This window comes from Siphonobacter aquaeclarae, from assembly GCF_900103285.1.
In the GTDB taxonomy this organism is placed as follows: Bacteria; Bacteroidota; Bacteroidia; order Cytophagales; family Spirosomataceae; genus Siphonobacter; species Siphonobacter aquaeclarae.
Genome location: NZ_FNGS01000004.1, coordinates 291,960 through 315,407, shown reverse-complemented (window position 1 = coordinate 315,407; position 23,448 = coordinate 291,960). Strand labels below are relative to the sequence as shown.

General features: G+C 53.7%; 21 protein-coding genes. 17 read left to right on the top strand and 4 right to left on the bottom strand.

All coding sequences use genetic code 11. From position 1 onward, the window contains the following. The 3 genes from BLR09_RS11675 to BLR09_RS11665 all read left to right on the top strand — a co-directional run bounded on the left by BLR09_RS11675 (position 1) and on the right by BLR09_RS11665 (position 1,501). Positions 1-561: a YeeE/YedE family protein gene (locus BLR09_RS11675; protein ID WP_093202034.1), complete on the top strand. Its 561-nt coding sequence runs from the start codon at positions 1-3 to the stop codon at positions 559-561. Then, entirely contained in the window at positions 558-1,025 is a 468-nt protein-coding gene (locus BLR09_RS11670; protein ID WP_093202031.1) for a DUF6691 family protein, read from the top strand. The genes BLR09_RS11675 and BLR09_RS11670 overlap by 4 nt, the downstream gene beginning before the upstream one ends. A gap of 77 nt (positions 1,026-1,102) precedes the next feature. Further along, the gene (locus tag BLR09_RS11665; RefSeq protein WP_093202029.1) at positions 1,103-1,501 is read left to right on the top strand and encodes a DUF983 domain-containing protein; all 399 of its coding nucleotides are present in this window, start codon (positions 1,103-1,105) and stop codon (positions 1,499-1,501) included. 4 nt (positions 1,502-1,505) lie between these two features. On the opposite strand, the gene BLR09_RS11660 is transcribed toward BLR09_RS11665, so the two are convergent. Next, on the bottom strand, positions 1,506-2,720 hold the full coding sequence (locus BLR09_RS11660) for a BaiN/RdsA family NAD(P)/FAD-dependent oxidoreductase (RefSeq protein ID WP_176785528.1): 1,215 nt from the start codon (positions 2,718-2,720) through the stop codon (positions 1,506-1,508). Between the two features lie 110 nt (positions 2,721-2,830). Between BLR09_RS11660 and BLR09_RS11655 the strand changes: the two genes are divergently transcribed. From BLR09_RS11655 to BLR09_RS11625, 8 genes are all read left to right on the top strand, one after another. Continuing rightward, positions 2,831-4,285, top strand: coding sequence for a UDP-N-acetylmuramoyl-L-alanyl-D-glutamate--2,6-diaminopimelate ligase (locus BLR09_RS11655; RefSeq protein ID WP_093202024.1), 1,455 nt, complete (start codon positions 2,831-2,833; stop codon positions 4,283-4,285). Continuing rightward, positions 4,285-5,274, top strand: coding sequence for an FAD:protein FMN transferase (locus tag BLR09_RS11650; protein ID WP_093202021.1), 990 nt, complete (start codon positions 4,285-4,287; stop codon positions 5,272-5,274). Before BLR09_RS11655 ends, BLR09_RS11650 begins: the two co-directional genes overlap by 1 nt. Positions 5,275-5,346: 72 nt before the next feature. Beyond that, positions 5,347-6,318: a formylglycine-generating enzyme family protein gene (locus BLR09_RS11645; RefSeq protein ID WP_093202019.1), complete on the top strand. Its 972-nt coding sequence runs from the start codon at positions 5,347-5,349 to the stop codon at positions 6,316-6,318. 26 nt (positions 6,319-6,344) lie between these two features. Beyond that, a complete protein-coding gene (locus BLR09_RS11640; protein ID WP_093202016.1) occupies positions 6,345-7,667 on the top strand; it encodes a Gfo/Idh/MocA family protein in 1,323 nt (440 codons plus the stop codon). Between the two features lie 73 nt (positions 7,668-7,740). Beyond that, positions 7,741-9,144 carry a sulfatase-like hydrolase/transferase gene (locus BLR09_RS11635; RefSeq protein WP_093202014.1) on the top strand — a complete coding sequence of 468 codons (1,404 nt, stop codon included), beginning with the start codon at positions 7,741-7,743 and terminating at the stop codon, positions 9,142-9,144. Between the two features lie 194 nt (positions 9,145-9,338). Further along, entirely contained in the window at positions 9,339-10,751 is a 1,413-nt protein-coding gene (locus BLR09_RS11630; protein WP_093202011.1) for a hypothetical protein, read from the top strand. Between the two features lie 56 nt (positions 10,752-10,807). Further along, positions 10,808-10,960 carry a hypothetical protein gene (locus tag BLR09_RS25510; RefSeq protein WP_176785527.1) on the top strand — a complete coding sequence of 51 codons (153 nt, stop codon included), beginning with the start codon at positions 10,808-10,810 and terminating at the stop codon, positions 10,958-10,960. Positions 10,961-11,064: 104 nt separating this feature from the next. After that, positions 11,065-12,327 (top strand): class I SAM-dependent methyltransferase, encoded by a 1,263-nt coding sequence (locus BLR09_RS11625; RefSeq protein WP_218126649.1) that lies wholly within the window; start codon positions 11,065-11,067, stop codon positions 12,325-12,327. On the opposite strand, the gene BLR09_RS11620 is transcribed toward BLR09_RS11625, so the two are convergent. Continuing rightward, on the bottom strand, positions 12,308-13,486 hold the full coding sequence (locus BLR09_RS11620) for a hypothetical protein (protein WP_093202006.1): 1,179 nt from the start codon (positions 13,484-13,486) through the stop codon (positions 12,308-12,310). The genes BLR09_RS11625 and BLR09_RS11620 overlap by 20 nt on opposite strands. A gap of 39 nt (positions 13,487-13,525) precedes the next feature. Continuing rightward, on the bottom strand, positions 13,526-15,988 hold the full coding sequence (locus tag BLR09_RS11615) for an alpha-ketoacid dehydrogenase subunit alpha/beta (protein WP_093202004.1): 2,463 nt from the start codon (positions 15,986-15,988) through the stop codon (positions 13,526-13,528). A 323-nt stretch (positions 15,989-16,311) separates the two neighbouring features. Between BLR09_RS11615 and BLR09_RS11610 the strand changes: the two genes are divergently transcribed. The 3 genes from BLR09_RS11610 (at position 16,312) to BLR09_RS11600 (ending at position 18,799) form a co-directional block, all read left to right on the top strand. Then, positions 16,312-16,758 (top strand): DUF1573 domain-containing protein, encoded by a 447-nt coding sequence (locus tag BLR09_RS11610; protein WP_093202001.1) that lies wholly within the window; start codon positions 16,312-16,314, stop codon positions 16,756-16,758. Between the two features lie 614 nt (positions 16,759-17,372). After that, entirely contained in the window at positions 17,373-17,954 is a 582-nt protein-coding gene (locus BLR09_RS11605) for an RNA polymerase sigma factor (protein WP_093201998.1), read from the top strand. A gap of 11 nt (positions 17,955-17,965) precedes the next feature. Next, positions 17,966-18,799: an anti-sigma factor gene (locus tag BLR09_RS11600; protein ID WP_176785526.1), complete on the top strand. Its 834-nt coding sequence runs from the start codon at positions 17,966-17,968 to the stop codon at positions 18,797-18,799. Between the two features lie 119 nt (positions 18,800-18,918). On the opposite strand, the gene BLR09_RS11595 is transcribed toward BLR09_RS11600, so the two are convergent. After that, on the bottom strand, positions 18,919-19,437 hold the full coding sequence (locus BLR09_RS11595; RefSeq protein WP_093201993.1) for a cupin domain-containing protein: 519 nt from the start codon (positions 19,435-19,437) through the stop codon (positions 18,919-18,921). Positions 19,438-19,615: 178 nt separating this feature from the next. On the opposite strand from BLR09_RS11595, the gene dnaG reads away from it, so the two are divergent. From dnaG to BLR09_RS11580, 3 genes are all read left to right on the top strand, one after another. Then, positions 19,616-21,637, top strand: coding sequence for a DNA primase (gene dnaG, locus BLR09_RS11590; protein WP_093201991.1), 2,022 nt, complete (start codon positions 19,616-19,618; stop codon positions 21,635-21,637). A gap of 96 nt (positions 21,638-21,733) precedes the next feature. Continuing rightward, complete coding sequence (locus BLR09_RS11585) at positions 21,734-22,201, top strand: Mpo1 family 2-hydroxy fatty acid dioxygenase (protein ID WP_093201988.1); 468 nt, start codon at positions 21,734-21,736, stop codon at positions 22,199-22,201. 174 nt (positions 22,202-22,375) lie between these two features. Then, a partial coding sequence (locus tag BLR09_RS11580; RefSeq protein ID WP_093201986.1) for a 4Fe-4S binding protein occupies positions 22,376-23,448 on the top strand: 1,073 nt, incomplete at its 3' end.

Genomic DNA, 23,448 nt, shown 5'->3' with positions numbered 1-23,448 from the left:
ATGATAGAATGGCTCTCCCGGCCCTGGCCCTGGTATGTGGCGGGGCCGCTGATCGGTCTCACGGTACCGACGCTGCTTTTGCTCGGAAATAAGGCCTTCGGCATCTCTTCCTCGCTTCGCCATATTTGCGCGGCCTGTTTCCCGGCCGGGTTGTCGTTCTTTCAGTACGACTGGAAACGGGAGCGTTGGAACCTCTTTTTTGTCGGGGGAATCTTCCTCGGCGGTATCCTGGCGGTGCTGTTACTGCCCAACCCGGATCCGCTGGTGATTGCGCCGCAAACAAAGGAAGATCTCGCTGCGCTGCATGTTTCCGATTTCCGGGGATTATTGCCGGAAGACCTGTTTAGCTGGTCTAACATCTTGACGTGGAGGGGATTAGTTGTGACGGTAGTCGGTGGTTTTCTGGTAGGTTTCGGAACGCGCTGGGCAGGCGGATGTACTTCCGGCCACGCCATCATGGGACTTTCCAATTTGCAATGGCCGTCGCTCGTAGCGACAGTCAGTTTTATGGTCGGCGGCTTGCTGATGACCTGGTTCGGACTTCCTTTCCTGTTGAAATGAAAACAACCGTTGAAGAATTCAGCCCCGTGCAGGAAAAGGGAAGTACCTTTTTGCTGCGTACCCACCTGCCGTATGGGCTGGTAGGTGTACTGTTTGGTATTGTCTTTGTGAAAGCGGAGATTGTCTCCTGGTTCCGGATTCAGGAAATGTTCCGGTTTACCAGCTTTCACATGTATGGCGTAATCGGTTCGGCGGTCGTTACCGGTATGATTTCCGTTTTTCTGCTGAAGAAATTCCGGGTGAAAGCCATTACGGGCGAGCCGATAGCCATCGCGCCGAAGGTATTCCAGCCGGGGCAGGTTTACGGAGGATTACTTTTTGGCTTCGGCTGGGCGCTTACCGGCGCTTGTCCGGGACCGCTCTTCGCGCAGATTGGCGCAGGGTATAGTGTGGTGATTGTCACCCTCTTATCGGCGATTGCCGGTACCTGGGCTTATGGAGCGCTGCGGAAGTATCTCCCCTAGGAATTGATTTTGGTCATGGCATTTCGCAACGGGTTACCTGTAAACTTGCAGCGATAGTCAACTAAACACGTCAGAATATGGGCAGAAGTTTGCCGGACGCACTTGCCAGCGGGCGTTGTCCCCGCTGCCGGGAGGGAAAATTATTCACCTATCCGTGGTGGAAAGTCACGAAGTTCGACCAGATGCCGAAGTACTGCCCGCATTGCGGCATGCGGTACGAGCGGGAGCCGGGCTTCTTTATCGGAGCGATGTATGTCAGCTATGCCCTGACGACGGGTATTATCCTGATCACGGCATTTGTGCTGTTCAATTTCTTCGATGATCCGTCGCCCTGGGTATATATCCTGGTATCGGTCGGGCTGATTCTGCTTTCCGTGCCGTTTACCTTCCGGGCGTCGCGTATTCTGTATATCTACCTGTTTTCGGGAGTTGGGTATGAAGAACACCCCGAAAAACTGCATCACCCCGACGAATAATCTTTTACAGACCGATGGATAATCCGGCGATATAGGCCGTTGTCCACGCCGCCTGAAAATTGAATCCGCCCGTGATTCCGTCGATATCCAGGACTTCCCCGGCAAAAAACAGGCCGGGGATTTTTTTATGCTGCAGGGTTTTCGGATCAATATCGGATAGCGATACGCCTCCGCAGGTAACAAATTCTTCCTTGAACGTCGTCTTTCCTTCTACCTGAAAAACAGCATTGGTCAGTGTTTCATGCAGTTTGTGGAAAGGCTTGCCGGTCAGGTCGCTCCAGCGCATCTCCTCCCGGTTACCGGATTCGGCGAGAAACGCGCGCCACAGGCGGTTCGGCAACCCAAACGGTGCAACGGTACCCAGTTGTTTGCCCGCATTTGTTTTCCGGAATAGTTCGAGTTGTTCGCGTGCGGCCTCCGGTTTTTCACCCGTCCAGTTGACCAGGCACTGAAAGCGATAGCCGCCGGCGGCGAGCTCCCGGGCGGCAAATGCAGAGAGTTTCAGTACCGCCGGACCGCTGAGACCCCAGTGGGTGACGAGCAGCGGGCCACTGTATTGAAACGAAGTTCCCGCAATGCGTACAAGCGCATCCGGGACCGATACGCCGGGTAATTCCCGCAAAAATGACGTCGGGCTGTTGAAGGTAAACAGCGACGGAACAGGCGATTCTGTTTGAATACCCAGTCGTGTAAGCCACTCGTACCCATCAGGTTGCGGATGCCCGCCCGTGGTGATCAGGACGCGGGTAGCCGTAAAAGCTCCTTCTGTGGTGGTGAGTTCAAAGCGGTCGTCTTTCGGTTCCAGTCGTCGGATACCTTCCGACAGGCGGATTTCCACCCCGGCTTTCCGGGCTTCCCGCTGCAGGCAGTCGATAATGGTCCAGGAAGAGTCCGTGACCGGAAACAGGCGGCCATCCGGCTCGGTTTTCAGCTCCACGCCCCGTTCGGCAAACCAGCGGATGGTATCCTGATTGGAAAAACGGGGAAACAGCTGTTTGAGAAAGCGGGCGCCCCGCGGATATCCCTTCAGCAGCTCCGCGAGGGTGGGCGCAGCGTTGGTGACGTTGCAGCGGCCTCCGCCGGAAACCTTGACTTTCCCCAATACATGCTTTCCTTTTTCAAAGAGGACGACGCGGGCGTCCGGAAAAGTCGTGGCTGCCGCGATCGCTCCGAAGAACCCCGCAGCCCCGCCTCCGATAATGGCAATGGTGTGTTTCATGATTCGAAACGCAAAGGTAGGAAGCGGGATGCTTCACTTCCGTAAAACGGGAGCTTTGAATATGGAGCAGGCTCCTTAATTTTGAACCACGCACCATTACGGGCTTTTTTATGCTCCTCAAGGATCTTCTCTATAAGGTATCGCTCGAAGCGGTAGCTGGTTCCACCGACCAGGATATCCGGTCCATTACCTTTGATTCCCGGCGGGTTGAGCCGGGCAGCCTCTTTATCGCTATTCCGGGGACGCAGGTCGACGGACACGCCTTTATCCCCAAAGCCATCGAATCAGGGGCTTCGGCTATTCTGTGTGAAACGATGCCGGAGGTTTTGCAGGACGGCGTCACCTATATCCAGACGGCGGATGCCGCCCGGGCAATGGGATTCGCCGCTGCCAATTTTCATGGGCAGCCCTCGTCAAAACTTCAGCTCGTGGGCGTGACGGGTACGAACGGCAAAACCACGACCGTCACCCTGCTTTTCCGCCTTTTCCGGGCGCTGGGCCACCGGTGCGGGCTTATCTCGACGGTACAGAACCAGATTGAGGACGAAGTTATCCCGTCTACCCATACTACTCCGGATTCCCTCTCGCTCAATGCCCTGCTCGCGCAGATGGTGAATCGCGGCTGTACGCATGTCTTCATGGAAGTATCGTCTCATGCCGTTGTGCAGGAGCGGATCGCGGGTTTGCAGTTTGCCGGGGGTATTTTCACGAATATCACCCACGATCACCTGGATTTCCACAAAACGTTCGACGCCTATATCAAGGCCAAAAAGGGCTTTTTCGATCAACTGCCGAAACAGGCCTTTGCGCTGGTTAATGTGGACGACCCGCGCGGCCGGGTGATGGTGCAGAATACCGTCGCCCGACGGGAAACCTACTCCCTGGAAACCGGCGCCAGCTTCCGGGGCCGCCTGCTTTCGGACTCTATTTTCGGCCTGGAAATGGAAATCGACAGCCAGCAGGTACATTTCCAACTGATCGGAAATTTCAACGCCTATAACCTGCTCGGCGTTTACGGCGCAGCCTGCCTGCTCGGCGAGGAGCCCGGCGAGGTACTGACCCAGCTTTCGGGCCTGCAGCCGCCTCCGGGCCGTTTTGAGCAGGTAATCTCCCCCGAACATATCGTCGGAATTGTGGATTATGCGCATACGCCCGATGCGCTGAAAAACGTACTCGAGACCATTTCCGAGCTCCGGCAGGGGAATGAGCAGATCATCACGGTAGTCGGTTGCGGGGGTAACCGCGATGCGACCAAACGCCCGGAAATGGCCAAAATCGCCTGCCAGTATGCAGATCGGGTGATTCTGACGTCGGATAATCCGCGGAACGAAGACCCGCTGGCTATTCTGGCCGATATGGAAAAGGGTATTCCGGCGCAGACGGCTGCCGTAGTGGAGATATTACCGGATCGGCATGAAGCGATCCGCCGCGCGGTATTGCTGGCGCAGTCGCATGACGTCATCCTCGTTGCCGGAAAGGGCCACGAAACCTATCAGGAGGTAAAGGGGGTGAAGAATCACTTTGACGACCGGGAAGAACTTCGCCTGGCTTTTTCCGGACACTGATGCGCCGTCTGCTGCTACCGCTGCTGCTGCTGACAGCTGCTCAGGGAATGGCCCAATCGAAGAAATGGGTATTCCGCCAGCCGAAAATGGGCTCACTGTTTACGGTGCAGACCTGGTCGACGGATTCTGCCGCCGCTGCCGGCGCTGCCGCCCGTGCCTTCCGCCTGGTGGATTCGCTGAACCTGATTTTCAGCGACTACCTGCCGGAATCAGAACTGAGCCGGCTGAATGCGACGGCCGGAAGCGGTCGTTTCATACCGGTATCTCCGGCGCTGCAGGAGATACTGGCGCAATCGAAAATGGCCTGGGAGCGGAGTGAGGGTACGTTTGATGTGACCGTCGGGCAACTGACCCAGCTCTGGAGGACGTCCCGGAAAAGCCGGAAGCTGCCCGAACCGGAGGTGTTGAAAAAAGCGCTGGCAACCGTAGGATCTCGGTATATGATCCTGAAAAACAATACCGTTAGCCTTCAACGGCCGGGTACCCGCCTGGATCTCGGCGCCATTGGCAAAGGGTATGCGGCGCAGCGGATGCTGGAAGAAATGGAAAGACAGGGTTTCCCTGAAACGCTGTGTGACGCGGCTGGTAATATGGCCGTCGGCAAAAGTCACGGCGCTGAAAAATGGAAAATCGGCATTGAGATACCCGGGACCAACGGCGAGTTGCTGGAAAAGTACCTCCCGCTGGAGTCCGAAGGTATTTCAACCTCCGGCGACGCCTATCAGGCCGTGATCATCGATGGAAAAAGCTATGCACATATCGTTTCTCCCGAAACCGGTCTGGGGTTGGGGTACAAACGGCAGGTGACGATCGTGGCACGCGATGCCGCAACAGCCGACTGGCTCTCAACCGCCTGCTACATGCTGCCGCCGGAGAAGGCTATCCGTCTCGCTGAACGGGAAAAAGCGCAGGTTCTGATCCTCGAAAACACGGAAAAAGGGATGAAAACCTGGTCGGCCGGATTCAAAAAGTTCGGTCTGGAAGAGTAGTTTTTATCCCTTTTTTTCTAATATGATTACCAAACATTTCACGCGTTATTCACTTAACTTACTCTAACTCTTGTGAATTTTCTTCCCAGAACAGCAATCAGTCTTTTAGCGTTTTCCGTTTTTGGTGGACAGGCTTTCGGGCAGGCGGAGCAGGGAAAGCCCTACGAACAGGATTTTCCGGAAATACCGGTGAAAATCAGGATGGTACCCATTCCGGCCGGCGAGTTCCTGATGGGAAGCCCGGTATCGGAAAAAGGCCGGCACCCGGACGAGGGGCCGCAGGTGAAAGTAAAAGTAGATCCGTTCTGGATGTCTGAAACGGAGATTACCCACGATCAGTTTTTTCCGTTCCGTTTTGATGAGAAAGACGCGGCGCCAAAACCGGATGCCGTTTCCCGTCCGACGGCCCAGTACATCGACCTGACCTGGGGAATGGGCAAGGAGGGTGGATTTCCGGCCAACTCCATGCAGCCCTATACGGCGCTGACCTATTGCAAGTGGCTGTGGAAGAAAACGGGTATTTTCTACCGTCTTCCGACAGAAGCTGAATGGGAATATGCCTGCCGCGCCGGCAGCAAGGCCGCTTATCCGGCCGGTGTGACCGCCGCTACCATCGGGCAGTATGCCTGGTATGAAAGCAACAGCAAGGAGGCGTATCACAAGGTGAAGCAAAAAAAGCCGAATGCCTTTGGTCTCTATGACATGCTGGGCAACGTCGCCGAATGGACGATGGACATGTACGATCCGCAGTATTTCCAGAAGCTGTCGGCTCACCCCGAGAGCGGTTTCTTTGTGGAGCGGTCTTCCCTGCGGGCGTATCACACCGCACGCGGAGGCAGTTTCAAGAGCAAGTCGGATGAACTGCGCAGTGCCGACCGCCTCCCGCAGGTGGAAGACTGGAACCAGCGCGACCCGCAGATGCCCCGCTCCAAGTGGTGGATGACCGACGGAGACGCCGTAGGTATTCGCCTGGTACGTCCGGTGAAGCAGCCGACGAAGGAAGAAGCAGAAGCCTTCTTCGAAAAAATGGTAGGTAAACAATAACAGTATCTTCTAAACCAATACGTTCCATGAACAAAGATTTCCAATCCCGCAGGGACTTTGTGAAAGCCGGATCACTGCTCGCAGGTGGTCTTATTGCCGCTCCGCTGGCTTCCAATGCCGGCAGTTTGTTCAACTCCGCCGTTGCCGATGAAATCAAAATTGCCCTGGTAGGTTGCGGGGGGCGTGGTACCGGCGCTGCCATGCAGGCACTGGCTACCAAGCAAAACGTGAAGATCGTCGCGATTGCAGACGCCTTCGCTGACCGCCTCGAAGGCGCTCTCAAGCAGATCACCGAAGGCCTGAGCCAATCCGGCAAGTCCGATCGTCTGGCCATCGGTGAGAACAAGTTCGTGGGTTTTGATGCGTATAAGAAAGCCATTCCCCTGGCCGACGTCGTTATCCTGGCAACGCCTCCGGGATTCCGCCCCATCCACTTCGAAGAAGCGGTGAAGGCCGGCAAGCATATTTTCATGGAAAAACCGGTAGCGACCGACCCGGCCGGCGTTCAGAAAGTGCTCGCGGCAGCGGAAGAAGCTAAGAAGAAAAAACTGAACGTCGTGGTAGGTCTTCAGCGCCACTACCAGAACTCCTACCGCGCCCTGTTGAAAAACAAGGCGATGATCGGAGACATCGTATCGGGTAACGTATACTGGAACAACGACGGCGTATGGGTGAAACCCCGCCAGGAAGGACAGACCGAAATGGAATACCAGATGCGTAACTGGTACTATTTCAACTGGCTTTGCGGCGACCACATCACCGAGCAGCATATTCACAACATCGACGTATTCAACTGGTTCAAAGGTGGTTACCCCATCCGCGCCAAGGGTACGGGTGGTCGTGAAGTACGGAAAGGCAAAGACTACGGCGAGATCTTCGATCACCACCACGTCGAATTTGAATATGCCGACGGTACCATCCTCAACTCAGAGTGCCGCCACATCAAGGGTACCTGGGCCAAGGTGGACGAAACCATCATCGGAACGAAAGGCAAAATTCTTTGCGGCGACGCCAGGATTGTTGATTACAAAGGAAAATCCTTGTTCCAGTTCAACAAGAAGACGGAAAACAACCCGTACCAGGCTGAACACGACGAGCTGTTCGCAGCCGTTGCCAAAGGCGAATACAAGTTTGCCGACGCAGAAAACGGGGCGAAGTCGACCATGACTTCCATCCTCGGTCGCCTGGCAACGTATTCCGGCCAGATTATCGACTGGGATACCGCGATCAACTCCGGTCTCGATCTCCATCCGACCGAGTACAGCTGGAACGCCAAGATGCCGCTGAACCCGAATTCGGAGGGTCTGTATCCGGTTGCTGTTCCGGGTGTAACGCGCTTTTTCACCTAGGAAGGATCGTTTATAAAAGAGAAAAACCCGCTGTTTCCCGGCGGGTTTTTCTCTTTTATAAGCATCTTTGACCATGTCTTTTTCGAAAAACAACATCCTTTCCACGGGATGGCTGCACCCGGTTCTCCTGGTGCTTTACTTTATCGCCAGTGTCTGGTACGACAGCGGCCGGAGTGCCTGGGGTGAAATAGGGCTGGCGCTGTTGATTACTTCCGGCGTAGTCGGATTATTCTGGCTGTTTTTTGCCCTGCTGGCCGGGCCGGGTGCGCGCAATGCGTCGATTCCGGCAACGCTGCTCGCGCTGGTACTCCTGAATGCTACATACCTGCAATTTTCGATTCTGCATGAATCCGTGCGGTTCCGGATTACCTTTCCGGTGGTCGTCGGAATATTGGGTCTCCTCAGTTTCTATTTCCGGAAAAAACAGCTGAATCTGAGTCGTATTCACCTGTATTTCAACCTCGTCATACTCGCCAGCGGAGCCTGGCTGGGCTGGAAATGGATCAATTTTCCGCAGCATATTCTGACTATTCCGGAGGTAAAAGTCGCGCGGGCAGGAGAGAGAGACGTATACCTGCTCGTGATAGACGCCTATGCCGCGCCTCACAACCTGAAAAAGTACTGGCATCACGACAATACTGCCTTTATCGATTCCCTGAAACGCCAGGGATTCCGGGTTTTCCCGCATGCACATTCCAACTACAACATGACCCAGCGGACACTGGGAAGTATGCTCAATCTCAGCTACCTCAATAGCCTGGAGGAAACCCGTAGTACGGAAAAGCTACTGGAATACATACCCGATAATCTGACGACGAAGCTTTTCCGGCAACAGGGATTCCGGACCGGCTGGTTCAGCCTCTTGCAGGAGTACCCGGGCGATACCCGCCCCGGAACGACGTTTCTGCCCATCAGCTACCTGACGTATGCTGCATCCAGGAGCGCGGCCTATTTTGTACCGGCAGTATATGCCCGGATTCCCGGCGCCATCGATGAGCCGCTGGAACCCCGGTTCCGGCGACTGATGCAGCGGGCTGCTGATTTTGAGCGTTTTGTAAAGGAGCCGGCCACCGGGCGTCGTTTCGGATATTACCACAGTGTCTTTTCGCATCCGACGTATGTCGTAAATGCCCGCGGTTTCGATCCGAATATCCGGTCCGTTCCAGAGATGCAGGCCTACGGCGGGACGCTGCCATTCAGCGAGCAGCACATGCTGGGAGTGGTGAATACGATTCTGTCGACCGGAAGACCGTCTATCATCGTGATTCTCAGCGATCACGGGTACCGGGGGATTCAGCAAATTCCGCGGGAAGAAGCGATCCGGGAAGGTTATGAGAATTTTCTCGCTGTCTATGAAACCGGGGGTGTTGGTACCGACTGGTATGAGGAAATTACTCCGGTTAACGTGTGGAGGAAAGTAATCAATCATGAGTTCGGTAGTGGAATGCCTATGTTGAATGACAGCCGTAACCGATAAAATAATGCTTGTTAAGAAGATGGGATGGGGTTGAGAAGAGGTCGTTTTCGGCAGTTATATTCTGCTGATGGCTAGCGGCGCTATCTTCTTTTTGCGATGAATCGTCGAAATTAATATTCGTTTTATCTAATTATACTTTATTTTTCGCGTTCACTTCTTATTATTCGGGAGTTTTATTCACTTGTATCAATTCTATGATTAAAAAACTGTCGTTTTTTCAGAACGGCTATTGGTTGCACCCATTATTGCTCGCTATTTACTTTCTACTTAATGTTTGGTATGACAGCGCAAAAATTAGCTTTACCGAAGTAGTTGGCACGTTTATAACTGTCGTATTATTACTAGCAATTATTTGGGGGATATTGGGATTACTGCGCTGGAAAAACCGGCGTAATATTTCCCTTCTTGTCACGCCACTGGCTGGTCTATTGCTGAATGCGGTATATGTTCAGGCGAATTTGCTTCATGAACAAATACGTTTCAGGACAACATTGGGCATTACCCTGTTTGTGATCTTGATGATAGCGTTGCGGCTCAGGAAAGTCAGAGAATTGTTATCGAATGCGCATACTTATCTCGTTATCTTGATTCTGGGCTGGAGTTTATTTCTCGGATATCGTTGGTTTTCATACCCGAAGGAAATCATTACGCCGCCCATTTTAGAAGCATCTCATGCCGGAGAAAAAGATGTCTATCTACTTGTGATGGATGCTTACGCAGCAACACCTAATCTGCAGAAATACTGGAATCATTCCAACAAGCCGTTTCTGGATTCGCTTGGATCCAGGGGTTTTCATTTGGTCAAAAATTCGCATACAACGTATAACATGACCCGCAGGGTTATGTCTACAATGCTGAACGTCAACTATCTGAACTCCTCCCGCGACCTGGCCAGGAGCGACGAGGTGCTATTGCCTTTTATTCCGGGTAATGCCTCCAGTAAGTTGTTCAAAGCGAAAAACTACAACACATGCTGGTATAGTCTGTTGCAGGAAACAGAAGATGATTTCCGGAATGGCGTTTATATTTTCCCGATGAGTTTCACACATTACGCGGCAGCACGAAGTGCCATTTTTTATATACCTTTTCTTATTTCGAAAGTCCCCGGATATCCTGTTGAAAAGCCGGAGCCGAAATACAAAAGATTGATGAAGAGGATGGCCGATTTTCAGACTTTTCTAAAGGATAGTTCGGCAGCCCGTCAGTTCGGTTACTACCACAGCGAGCTATCGCACGAAAACTATGTTGTAAATAAAAAAGGATTCGATCCGGATGCAGAAAACCGCCCGGAAATGGAGGCTTACGGACAAACGCTGGTTTATCATGAAGGGCATATACTCGAACTCGTCCGGAATATTCTCAGCCGCAGACGCCCGTGCATTATTCTCATCATGAGTGATCACGGTCACCGGTGGATTAAGAATATACCGCGCTCGGAAGCTGACAAGGAGGGGTTTGAGAATTTTATGTGTGTATATGAAACCGGCCAGCACTATGGCGACTGGTATGAAGGCGTTACACCCGTCAATGCATGGCGTATTGTACTCAACCACACATTTGGCACGGCTTTGCCACTTTTACCGGATCATATAGGTATTTATGAATAAATTGTTAATTTTGCTTTATTGTTACGTGAATTCTTAAACCAACCGATTGACCTGTTATGAGTTCTTTGCTACTTTATCTCGATCCCGGCAGCGGCAGTGTTATTGTTCAGGCATTGATTGCCGCGTTTTTAGGAGCAGGGGTTTTCTTCAAGAGTATTAAACTTTGGGCTTCTCAGTTTTTTGGAAATAAAACAAAAGACGAAGAGTGACGCATCCAGCATCTTTCCGGGATCCCGATGGTTTTGTTTTCCTTCATAACGGAGAACCGTTCAGACAAGTAAACCCTTCCTACCTGCCGGATTATGATTTTCTCATGTCGTCCGGACTGTACAGTCAACTGACCGAAAAGCGCCGGCTCATCGCGCATGAGGAAGTACAGGATCCACGTTCTTCACCCGATCCCGTCGCGGCGCGTATTCTCAAGCCGTCCGTCATTCCGGTGATTACGTATCCGGCTTCCTGGTCGTTCCGAATGCTCCAGGCCGCCGCCGTTCTGACCCTTGATATTCAGCTCAAAGCGATCGAAAAGGGAATGGTGCTGAAGGATGCTTCGGCGTACAACATCCAGTTTGCCGGTCCCAATCCGATTTTCATCGATACCCTGTCTTTTGAACAGTGGTCGGAAGGAAATCCCTGGTTTGCCTACGGTCAGTTTTGCCGGCATTTTCTGGCGCCGCTTGCGCTGATGTCGTACGGCGATGTTTCCCTGCATACGCTCTGGTCAGCCTATCCGGATGGTATTCCCCTGCCGGTTGCCACGCAATTACTGCCGCTGAAGGCCCGGTTTTCGATGGGGCTCTATCTCCACCTGTTTCTCCACGCCAGTCAGCTTAATGCGACGCCCCGGGGTGGTGCCAAAACAGCGAAAAAATTCTCGAAACAGGAGCTGACAAACCTCGCCAATCACCTCAAGGCAATCGTCAAAAAGCTGAAACCGGCTGCGACTCCCTCCAACTGGATTGAGTACTACGAAAATGACGTAGAGCAGGCTTATCAGGTCAAGAAGCGCGAGGTGATTTCGGGTTGGCTGAAGGAACAACAACCGGGTAAGGTTCTCGACGTTGGCGCCAACCGCGGGCAGTACAGCTACATGGCTGCCGAAACCGCAGCCTGTGTGATTGCTGCTGAAGCGGATCCGACGTGTGTCGATGCGATGTGGCTTGACATGCGGGAAAAGAAGGTTGATCGTATCCTGCCGATCTGCTTCAATGCCGCCAATCCGGAGCCGGGTATCGGCTGGATGAACGAAGAACGTTCGTCTGTACTGGAGCGCATCGGTGCTGATTCGGTACTGGCGCTGGCGGTGACGCACCACCTGGCTATTACCTATGCGATTCCTTTTCACCGACAGGCGGAGTTTTTCTTCCGTCTCGGAAAAGAAGCATTTGTGGAATTTATTCCGAAACCCGATCCCAAGGTGCAACTGCTGCTGAAGACGCACCGGAATCCGTTCGACTCCTACAGCCGGGAAACATTTGTGGCGGCTTTCGAGAAGCTGTTTGATGTTCGTCGCAGCGCTGTTTTGTCTGACAGCGGGCGGGAGCTCTTCTGGCTTGTCAGAAAGCCCGGCGTCTGAGCCAGAAATATAGAAAGGCGAAAAGCACAAGCGCATACGCTGCATAGGGCAGCGTTTCGGTAAGGCTCCAGCATTCGACGCACCAGCTGCGATCGTCTGCTGACGAATATGCCGGGTCCGGTTCCGCCTGTGTCAACCGCATCAACGGCACTGACAGCAGCAGGAGCAGACTGCTGAACCAGGGCGTCTTAACCGAATTAATACCCAGCAGCCAAACAGTCAGAACAAACGGAGCGCCGTTGAAGAAAATCCGGCTGGTATCTCCGCCACCTACTAAACTGAGGACCAGCCAAAGGCCCGCTCCCCAAAAAATCCATGTATTGCCACGTGGCGTTTCGTTGAATGCGGAACGCCACGTGACTATTCCGGCCAGCAGAAACCCGCCATACGCCATAAACCAGCTGACCGGTATCCGTGGAATCAGCGCAGCGTTTTGGAGGTAATACCAGATGACACGGAGCGGCGTAATGAGGGAATTGCTGCGCCAATCGGCCGCTTCCGGCGGGAAACTAATGCCCACTGCCGCCCGCGTCGCCAGGGCCAGCAATACCGGAACGATCGCCGGATTAAAAAACCGTTTTTCTTCCCGCCATACCCATAGCCAATACAGAACGGGCAGCAGAAGCAGTACTTCTTTTGCCAGCATTCCGACGACGGCCAGCAGGCTGAAAGCCGCTATGCGCCGCACTGCGTTTGTTTCTGCCAGCCAGACAGCGATCCAGAGCGCCTGTATGGCATATACCGGCGAATCCGCGTTGGCCGGATCAGGGAGGTACATCCGCAGTATTCCTTTCCAGTGAAAAACCATCCAGCAAACAGCAGGTATCCAGACAGCCGGGCGGATAGATAATCTCCCCCAAACTACTACCAGCGCACCGGTGCATACCGCACTGAAGAACGCCGTCAGCCAGGCGAACGCCGTTTTCATATCAGGCGCAGGCAGGTGTGCCGCCAGCCAGGGCATCAGTATCCGGGTATTGTAGGGAAAAGGGACCGACGCATCGCCTGCTTCTCCCCGAAAGAAATGGTACAGCCGGATGTACTTATGGGCATCGAGCAGGGGAGAAGTAAGCTCATAGGTATAAGACGGAGCCAGCCGGGCATACAAGAGCCCGGCTGTCAGCGTCAGCAGAAATACGGCAGCGACGCGTTTGGTCATGCCGGTAGAGAAAAAGAAGCAGCCGGTATCCGGCGGCCGTTATTCCTGCGCTTTCCACCAGCGGCTGCCTGAGAAGGACCAGTCACTGATTTCATATCCGAGAGAAGGATACCGGCGTGGATCAGATTCGTGAAGCATGGCATAGGCCACGTCGAAGATGTCTTCAGTATTGGGTTTCGAGAAATAGTCGCCGTCGGTTGTATAGGCCGGCCGGTGAGGATGTGCCGTCAGCGTTTGCGGGTCGGCGTCGAGCCATCGGAAGGCCTTTTGTTCATCAAGAATCTTATGAAGCATAAAGGCCGACGCTCCGCCGGGCATGTCTTCGTCCGTGACCAGCAAGCGGTTGGTTTTTTGCACGGAGGCCAGGATACGGTGATGCAGATCGAACGGGATGAGTGTCTGTGCGTCAATTACTTCGGCCTCAATACCCACGGTCGCCAGTTGTTCGGCAGCCTCCATCACGATGCGGCACATGGAGCCGTAGGTCACAATCGTCAGATCAGTACCTTCCCGGAGTACTTCCGGTTCCCCGAGGGGCAGGCAGAATTCGCCAAGGTTGGACGGTAGCGGTTCCTTGATCCGGTAGCCGTTGAGCGGCTCGATGACAAGTGCCGGGTCGTCGCCACGAAGGAGCGTATTATAAAAGCCCGCTGCCTGGGTCAGGTTACGGGGAACGACCATGTGCATACCCCGGAGCGCGTGCAGCAGCACGGCCATCGGAGAACCCGAATGCCAGACGCCTTCGAGCCTATGACCGCGGGTACGAACGATGACGGGCGCTTTCTGGCCGCCCGCAGTACGGTAATGCAGGCAAGCGAGGTCGTCGGACAGCGTGGCCAGCGGGTAAAGCATGTAGTCGACATACTGTACTTCCACTACCGGGCGCAGGCCACGAAGTGCCGCGCCGATACCCTGTCCGATGATGGTACTTTCCCGGATACCTGTGTCGGTTACCCGCAGCTCGCCGAATTTGGCCTGAAGACCGGCCATGCCCTGGTTGACGTCTCCGATTTTACCCACGTCTTCGCCGATGGCAAAAATCCGCGGATCGCGGGCGAGGAGTGCATCAAAGTTCCGGTTGATGATTTCACGGCCGTCGAGCATGGGGCTGTCGGCTTCGTATACCGGAGGAACGACAGGCACGCGCAACGGCGATTCGTCAGATTGACTATACAGAAAGGTATTGAACCGCTTCCAGTTTTCGTGTTTGGTACGGTTGAGCCAGTCGACCAGTACCTGCTTAGCCGGAATTTCTTCAAAGCGAAGCGCGCGGACCGTCTGTTTAACAGCCTCAATTACATCGGAGCGGAGGGGATTCTGCAGTTTTTGCAGGTGCGCCCGGATGGCGAGGATGTCGTCGCCGGCGCGGCTGTCGCGCGCGGCGCGGGCCATGCCTTCCAGCGCTGAATCCAGATCAGGCCTCAGGGATTCGAGGTATGCTTTCCAGGCGAGGTCGCGCGCGGTTCGGGCCGTTTTGGCCGCTTCGGCTTCGACTGCGTCGAGTTCTTCGGCGGTGGCGTAGCCGTTTTCCAGAATCCAGAGACGGAATTGACGGTTGCAGTCCATTTCGACTTCAAACGCCAGCCGTTCCCGTGATTTGTACCGTTCATGGGAGCCGGATGAGGAGTGTCCCTGTGGCTGGGTGACTTCTTCGACGTGAACGAGGCTCGGAACATGCTCGGTACGGGCGAGGAACGAGGCCTTGCGGTACGCTTCGATGAGCCGGATATAATCCCAACCCTTGACGGTGATGATTTCCAGGCCCGGTTTTTCGTCCGTGCGCTGGTAACCGGCGAGGGCTTCGGAGATACTTTCCTTGGTCGTCTGGTAGCGGATGGGTACAGAAATACCGTAGCCGTCGTCCCAAACAGAGAAAATTACCGGTATCTGCAGTACTCCGGCAGCGTTGATGGCTTCAAGGAACATGCCTTCGGAAGTCGATGCGTCGCCGATGGTCGCGAAACATACTTCGTTTCCGTGATCCGAGAAATCGGTCAGGTACTGCAGGCCGGGGTTTTCCCGGAATAGCCTGGAAGCGTATCCGAGACCGACGGCACGGGGAATCTGCCCGGCGGTCGGAGAGATATCGGATGCATTATTATAGCGGGTAGTCTGGGGAAGAAAATGCCCCCGTTCATCCAGGTGCCGGGTAGCGTAGTGCCCGTTCATCATCCGGCCGCCCGTGTTGGGTTCGGCGTCGATGTCGGTATGGGCATACAGCTGGGCAAAGTATTGTTGCCAGGTCAGCTCACCGAGGGCAGCGACAACGGTTTGGTCCCGGTAATAGCCTGAACGCCAGTCTCCTTTCCGGAAAGCATGGGCCATGGCTACCTGGGCGAGTTCTTTCCCGTCGCCGGTAACGCCAAACTTGGCTTTACCCATGAATACTTCTTTACGGGCCAGCAGGCTGACGTGGCGACTTTCCCATACTGTTCGATAGTCGGCCAGAATCAGCTCTTTGGTAAGAGACAGGTGGTCCAGGGCGGCTTCCTTCATTTCCATCGACAAGCAGTTAATCAAGTGAATACCTAGTTAAGCGGAATACGCTTCCGACATGGAACCGGCGCGTAAACAAGCAGGTCACTCAGCGGGTCGGAACGCTGAAAACAGGGCCGGAAAGGCCCTGGCGAGGGGTCGGGCGGCCTGCCGGCACCCTCATTGCCTTGGTAAAAATAAAGGAAAAGGAATCAGGTATCCAAACCCCGCGGAACGATGTTTTTTGCCGTTAACATATCATTAACAGCGTACTGTTTTGAGCGAAAAGAGGTTCCCGCTACTTTTGCTCCGGATCCAAAAGAGAAACCAAACAAACTTTATTCAATCCGATGAAAAAGCAACTTTTCTTTTTTCTCGCCCTTTTTGCCCTCTCTGCAACGGCTTTTGCCCAGGGTAAACTGAAGGTGGATGTAGAAACGAAAGACTTCGGCAAAATCCCTCAGGGCAAGCCGGTTACCTACGAATTTGTGGTAACCAACACGGGGAATGCCCCGGTTGTAATCAGCAATGTAACGGCTTCCTGCGGTTGTACCACGCCGACCTGGTCACAGGCTCCGATCCTTCCGGGTAAGAGCAGCAAGGTCAGCGCTACGTACAACGCGGCTGCCATGGGCGCCTTCAACAAGCAGATTACGGTATTCAGCAACGCTGAAAACAGCTCGATGACGATGTTCCTGAAAGGCGAAGTACAGCAGAAGACGGAAACCAGCGTTGCCAACGCTGAACCCGAAGCCAAGGCAAAAGACAAGAAGTGCCCTCCGGGCAAAAAGTGCTGACAATTGTCAGTGGCGAAAGAGGCTGTCCATCGGGCAGCCTCTTTTTGTTTGATTACCCGTGTAGCAAAAGGTTCGATGCTAACTATCTGATTGATCGTCAATTAAAATTTTTTCTTAAAAAAACTGAAAAAAAATCCCGAACGAAGAATCCACGGCAGGGCAAAATCCCGTAACTATGTCTGGACAACCGAAACTGCTCAGGCTTGCCCTCGGGTACTGTCTGAGAAGTAAGTTAAAGGTGTGGGTTAATTCATTTCCGGTACAAGGGGCTTCTCCGTAGAGGCCCTTTGTCTTTTTCAGGCTGTATGCTTTAGGCAATAAGCGGAAAACGGGCCGGAGAGAAAGGTAGCTTAAAGCCTATGGCCAGACACTTATGGCTGAAGACATGGAGTGGACTTTTCAGGCTATCTGCTTTAGGCAATAAGCAATAGGCGAAAACGGTTCGGAGAGAAAGGTAGCTTAAAGCCTATGGCATAGAGCTTACAGCTAAAAGACCCGCAGCCGACACCTTTTATAAACTTATTTCTGTCATCGCCCGCTTATCTGCACAACAAATGAATTGAATTTTACACCCCTTACTGTTAGTTTTGTTGTGACTATCTAATTTTTCTCCTTTGGGCAAAAAACGCATCATTGTAGCCGAGAACGACCTGGTTGCCATGCTCCGTGAGCGTAACCAGCGTGGGTTTACCATATTATACGACAACTATTCGTCTGCGCTGTACGGGGTTATTCTGAAGATTGTCAGGTCGGAAGAAATCGCCGCAGATGTCATGCAGGAATCGTTTGTCAAGATCTGGCGCAACATCGACTCTTACGAACGTTCGAAGGGTAGCCTCTTTACCTGGATTCTGAACGTTGCCCGCAACACAGCCATCGATAAAATACGATCTCAGGACTATCAACAAAATACTCAAAACCAACCGCTTGAGTATTTCGTAAGTGTGGTTGAAGAAGAAAATCCAGTTGAGCATCAGGTTGATGCCATCGGCGTCCGCAAAGTGGTGGATCAGCTTCGTCCTGAGTACCGGTCGATCATAGAGCTCGTTTATTTTCAGGGCTATACGCAGGCCGAAGTTGCCGAAGAACTCGAAATCCCACTTGGAACGGTCAAGACGAGGGTAAAAGCCGCCCTTGCTCAGCTCCGGAATCTGATATCTATACTGATTTTTGTCGTTTTTGACCACCTACATTAATCATTACACCATTGAATGAGCAAGAAATAGTCTCGTCTGGCTTGCTGGAAAGCTATGTGCTGGGTTTCACATCTGAAGAAGAAAACAGTCAGGTGGAGAAGTGGCTCACGCAGAATGCTGAATTCAGGAAACATGTGGAGGAAGTACGGTCGACATTGGAAGACTATGCCTGGGAAGTGGCCCAGGAACCTCCCGCCCACCTGAGAAATCAGATTCTGGGCTCCCTGCAAACATTATCAGAAGCCGGGAAGACTGCTGTGAACGGAGCTTCACACCGGCCTTCCGCCGAGCCCGCACCGGGGCTCTCGATTCTCCGGTCTATTTCCGGTTCCCGGAACTGGGCCGCCGCCGCCGCCGTCATCGTGGTGCTGAGTGTGGTGGGAAATATCCTGCTGTTCCGTCAGTGGAAAAAGACAGAAGACCTTGTCTCCTCCCTGGAATCACAGAATACACAGCTCGCCAATAATTTAAATGTACAGAAAGCGTCCTTCATTTCGATACGGGAAGAAATTGCGGTACTCCAGAACCCCGGAACGAAGCTGATCAAACTGAAGGGAGAGCCCATCGCGCCCACTGCCTTTGCGATGCTGTACTGGAACGATGACAAGAGCGAAACGTATCTCGCCAATGTGCAGCTGCCCTCTGCACCCAACGGGAAGCAGTACCAACTCTGGGCAATCGTAGACGGGAAACCGGTAGACGCCGGCGTGTTTGACCCCGTCACGAGTATGCAGAAAGTAAAACAGGTAGAAGGTGCCAGTTCCTACGCCATTTCCCTGGAGCCGAAAGGCGGCAGCCGCGAAAGCGGCCCGACCGGCCAGGTATACGTGAAGGGCGGGATCTGATAACTTTAGAAGCCACAAAAAAACCATCCGGATTTCCGGATGGTTTTTTTGTGGCTTCTAAAGTTATCAGGCAGAGGGCATGGAGCAAAGGGCCCCATGCCCTCTGCTCCATGCTGAAATTACTTGCGCTGGAAGTCGTCCTGTACGCGGACGATATCGTCTTCATCCGAAGGATTGGCCGGATCGGTATGCTGCCAGATTTCAGCGACAATACCCCAGTTTTCGAGGCCGATCAACCGGTGGCGCTCGCCCTGCTGAAGGGTAATGAGTTGGCCGGGTTCGTATTCGTTGGTTTCGCCTTCGGCGTCGGTCGGGCTGGTCATAACGGCCACTTTACCGCCGACTACCCGCCAGATTTCTGCCCGGCGGAAATGGTATTGCCAGGAGAGGCGTTTCTCCGGTCCGACGACCAGGATTTTCGGGCTCAGCTTGGCGAAGCCCTTCAGGTCGTCCATGTTGACCGTCGGAAAATATGTCGAGACAAACTGGGCCGTCTGTGCTTCATCGATAACGAAGAAGCCTCCCCACGGACGCGTCTGGTCCTGAGTGGCGATGTTGAGGCCGTGGCTGGCGAGCTCCGCGGCGATTTTGTCGAACAGTTCGGCCTTCGTGGTTTCAGGCGAGAAGGAAATATTCATAAGGGAAAGAGTTTACCGGTCAAAAATACGGATATCGCTGAAAGCCCGGTAGTCCGTTCAAAAGATACCTCCGGATCAGGCACTTTTCTTATGAATGGATAGTTGTCAATCGCCGCCTTCCGGCACGGTTTCTTTCGCCGTCAATCGCATTTTCGCTATTGTGACCTACCTTTGATCCATGCGAATACCTCAGGAAACGGTCCAGCAGATTCAGCAGGCCGCCGACATTGTTGACGTCATCAACGACTACGTCACGCTGAAGAAGCGGGGGGCGAATCTTATTGCCTGCTGCCCGTTCCACAACGAGAAGACGCCGTCGTTCAACGTCAACCCGGCCCGGGGTATTTTCAAATGCTTCGGTTGCGGAAAAGCCGGGGATGCCGTCAAATTCGTCATGGAGATCGAGGGCATCGGGTATCCGGAAGCCCTGCGGCACCTGGCGAAAAAATACGCCATCGAAATCCGGGAAACCGAGCTCACCCCGGAAGAAATACAGCATCAGAACGAGCGGGAAAGTCTGTACATCGCGCTCGATTATGCCCGTAAATTTTACCAGGAGCAGCTGCTGGAAACCGACGAAGGGCAGTCCATCGGTCTCAGCTACTTCCGCGAACGGGGGTTCAACAACCCGACCATCGCCAAGTTTGAACTTGGCTATTCGCCCGATAGCTGGGATGCCTTCACCAAAAAAGCGCTTCAGCAGCAATTCCGCCTCGACGTACTGGAGAAAGCAGGGCTATCGATCCGCCGGGATCTGGACGACCGGCCCGACGGCCGGGTATTTGACCGGTTCCGGGCGCGGGTTATTTTCCCGATTCATAACCTGTCGGGAAAGGTAATCGCCTTCGGAGCCCGTACCCTGAAGACCGATAAGAACCAGCCGAAGTACCTCAACTCGCCGGAAACGGAGGTTTATCACAAGTCCAACAGCCTGTACGGATTATATCAGGCGAAAAATGCGATCCGCGGAGAAGAAGTAGCTTACCTGGTGGAAGGCTATACCGACGTCATCTCCCTGCACCAGGCGGGTATTGCCAACGTGGTCGCGTCTTCGGGTACTTCGCTGACGGTCGAGCAGATTCGATTAATTGGTCGTTTTACGCAGAATATCACCGTTTTATATGATGGCGACGCCGCCGGTATCAAGGCCTCCCTGCGGGGATTGGACCTGATCCTGGAGGAAGGACTCAACGTCAAGCTCTGCACTTTTCCGGAAGGGGAAGATCCCGATAGCTACGTCCGTAAGATCGGCGGCGAAGCGTTCAAAGCCTATGTCAGGCAGCATGCGGTCGACTTTATCCGCTTCAAGGCGGAAGTATTGTTGCAGGATGCGGGGAACGATCCGTTCCGCCGTGCCGGTGTAATCCGGGAAATGGTGGACAGTATCTCCCGGATTCCCGACGCGATTACCCGCCAGGTATTCTTCCAGCAGACGGCCCGCCTGATGGACCTTCCGGAGGAAACCCTTATCTACGAAGCCAACAAGAAGCTCCGGGACAGGGCCAAAGCGGGTTCCAAACCCCGTGACAACCGGGAAGTGCCCCTGCCGCCGGGCGTAGTACCTCCGGCGGAAGAGGGGCCGTTTTCCGAACCTCCGTTTGGGGGAGCTCCCTTCGAAGAGACGGCAACCGAGACGGTTACGACGCCGAAGCGCCCTCCGCTTTCTTATCAGGAGGAGGAGTTCTGCCGGTTGCTGGTCCTGTATGGCAGTCTGGTCATCGAAAAGGAAGTACGGGAGCAGGGTGAACACGAGATTACCCTCATGGAGTACATGGTAGGGCAGACGTATGACCTGGAATTTCAGACGCCGGTGTACCGTCGGTTTATGGAAATTTTCCGGGCGGCGAGCCAGCAGGAACTGTATCCGGAAACCCAGTTTTTCCTTGGTCACGAAGAAGAAGAAATCCTGCAGACGAGTATCCATTTCGTCACGGAAAAACATCCGCTCAGCGAAAACTGGGCCAAGATGCATGAAATCTATATTCCGCATGAGCGGGAACGACTGGGGAAAGACGGATATGCCTGTATTCTCCGGTTGAAAAAAGCTTTCAATAACCTGCGTATGGCGGAAGTGAAGCAGCGGTTGGGGTTGTCGGCAGAATCTGCCGAGCAGGAAGAGTTGCTGATGCAATTCATGAAGATGAAGAAGATCGACCAGGCGATCTCCAAAGAATTGGGTATTATCGTGACCGGTTACTGATTTTCAGGCTGTTTTCCCGCTATTTTTTCCCGTTTGTTTTGTAGCTTTTCCACATCTTCCGGCGTTTTCTCCGGAAGCCTAACCTCTTGACAGGCAATGAAAAATCTGCAAAGCTGGCTGGATGAATACGGGGAAAGTCACCGGAATCCGACCAATAAGGCTGTTCACTGGGTATGCGTACCGGTTATTTTCTTCAGTATTGTGGGGTTGCTGTATGGTATCAAACTGCCGGTTGACCTGACGCCGGCGATTCCGCTGAACGTCGCGATGATTGCCGCGGTATTGGTATGGCTGTATTACCTGCAGCTGTCAAGGCCAATAGCTACCGGCATGCTGCTGGTATTGTTGCTATGCCTGTGGGGAAGCGAACTCATTGAAAAGCACGCTCCCTGGCCGCTGTGGGCGGTATGCCTGGTGTTGTTTGCCGCTGCCTGGGTGGGGCAATTCTGGGGGCATAAGGTAGAGGGCAAAAAACCCTCGTTCTTCAAAGACATTCAGTTTCTGATGATCGGGCCGGCCTGGCTGATGCATTTTCTTTTCCGGAAATGGCATATCCGCTATTGAATATCGGCTAAATAGGCTACTTGATTGGATTCGTTCTAAAAAGCAATGAGAAACGACTGCCCCAAACGGCGGTCGTTTGCGTTTGCCGGTGTATTTTTGCGGGTACCGGACAGCCGAAGGGTGAACTCCGGGGCCGCCAGGCGGGTTGTACCGGCGGAATTAGTCCGAGTTGGCATGGCAGATAACGAAGTATCCTACTGGGGAACATTGAAGCGGGGAATCCGGTCGAGTCTGAAAGGACTTCAGTTGTCTTTCCGGCACCTGAAGGATGCCCGGACACGGCGCAAGCCTGTTTTCGTGGATGACCCCTCGTATTTTGAACAGCAGACGGGTATGGTGACGCTGCGGTATCCGTACGAGTCTGTACCCGTTCCTGATAACGGCCGCTACCGTCTCCACAACGAAATGGACGATTGTATCGTCTGTGACAAGTGTGCGAAGGTGTGTCCGGTAGATTGTATTGAAATTGAACCGATTAAGGCAACGGGCGAAGTGGCGAAAGCGTCCGACGGGTCGTCGATCCGGCTGTATGCGGCGAAGTTCGACATCGACATGGCCAAGTGCTGCTATTGCGGCCTGTGTACGACGGTATGCCCGACAGAATGCCTGACCATGACAAAAACGTATGACTATTCCGAATTCGATATCCGGAATATGTTGTACCATTTTACGAACCTGACTCCCGAGCAGGCTGTGGAAAAGCAACAGCTTTACGAGCAGTTCGTCGCTGAAAAAGAAGCAGCCAAAGCCGCTGCAAAGGCCGCTCCGGCTGCCGAAGCGAAACCAGCCCGTCCGGCTGCGTTCAAGCCCGGATTCAAAAAGACCGAAACACCGGAGGAACCGAAGGAGGAAGCGCCGCAGGAGGTTCCGGCAGAAGAGTCAAAACCTGCCCGCCCTGTTTTCAAGCCCGGTTTCAAAAAGACGTCAGAAGAAGCCAGGCCGGCCGAAGAAACACAGGAAACGGCAGCGGAGACGCCCAAGCCTGCGCGTCCCGTCTTCAAGCCCGGCTTCAAAAAGACGACAGAAGAAGCAAAACCGGTTGAAGAGGCACCGACTGCGGAAGCGGCAGCAGAGACGCCCAAGCCTGCCCGCCCGGTATTCAAGCCCGGGTTTAAAAAACCGGCAGTAACAGAAGACGAAAAACCGAAGGAAGAACCGGCCGCTCCGGAAGCCATTGCCGAGGAACCGGCAAAACCGACCCGCCCGGTATTCAAGCCCGGGTTTAAAAAACCGGCAGTAACAGAAGA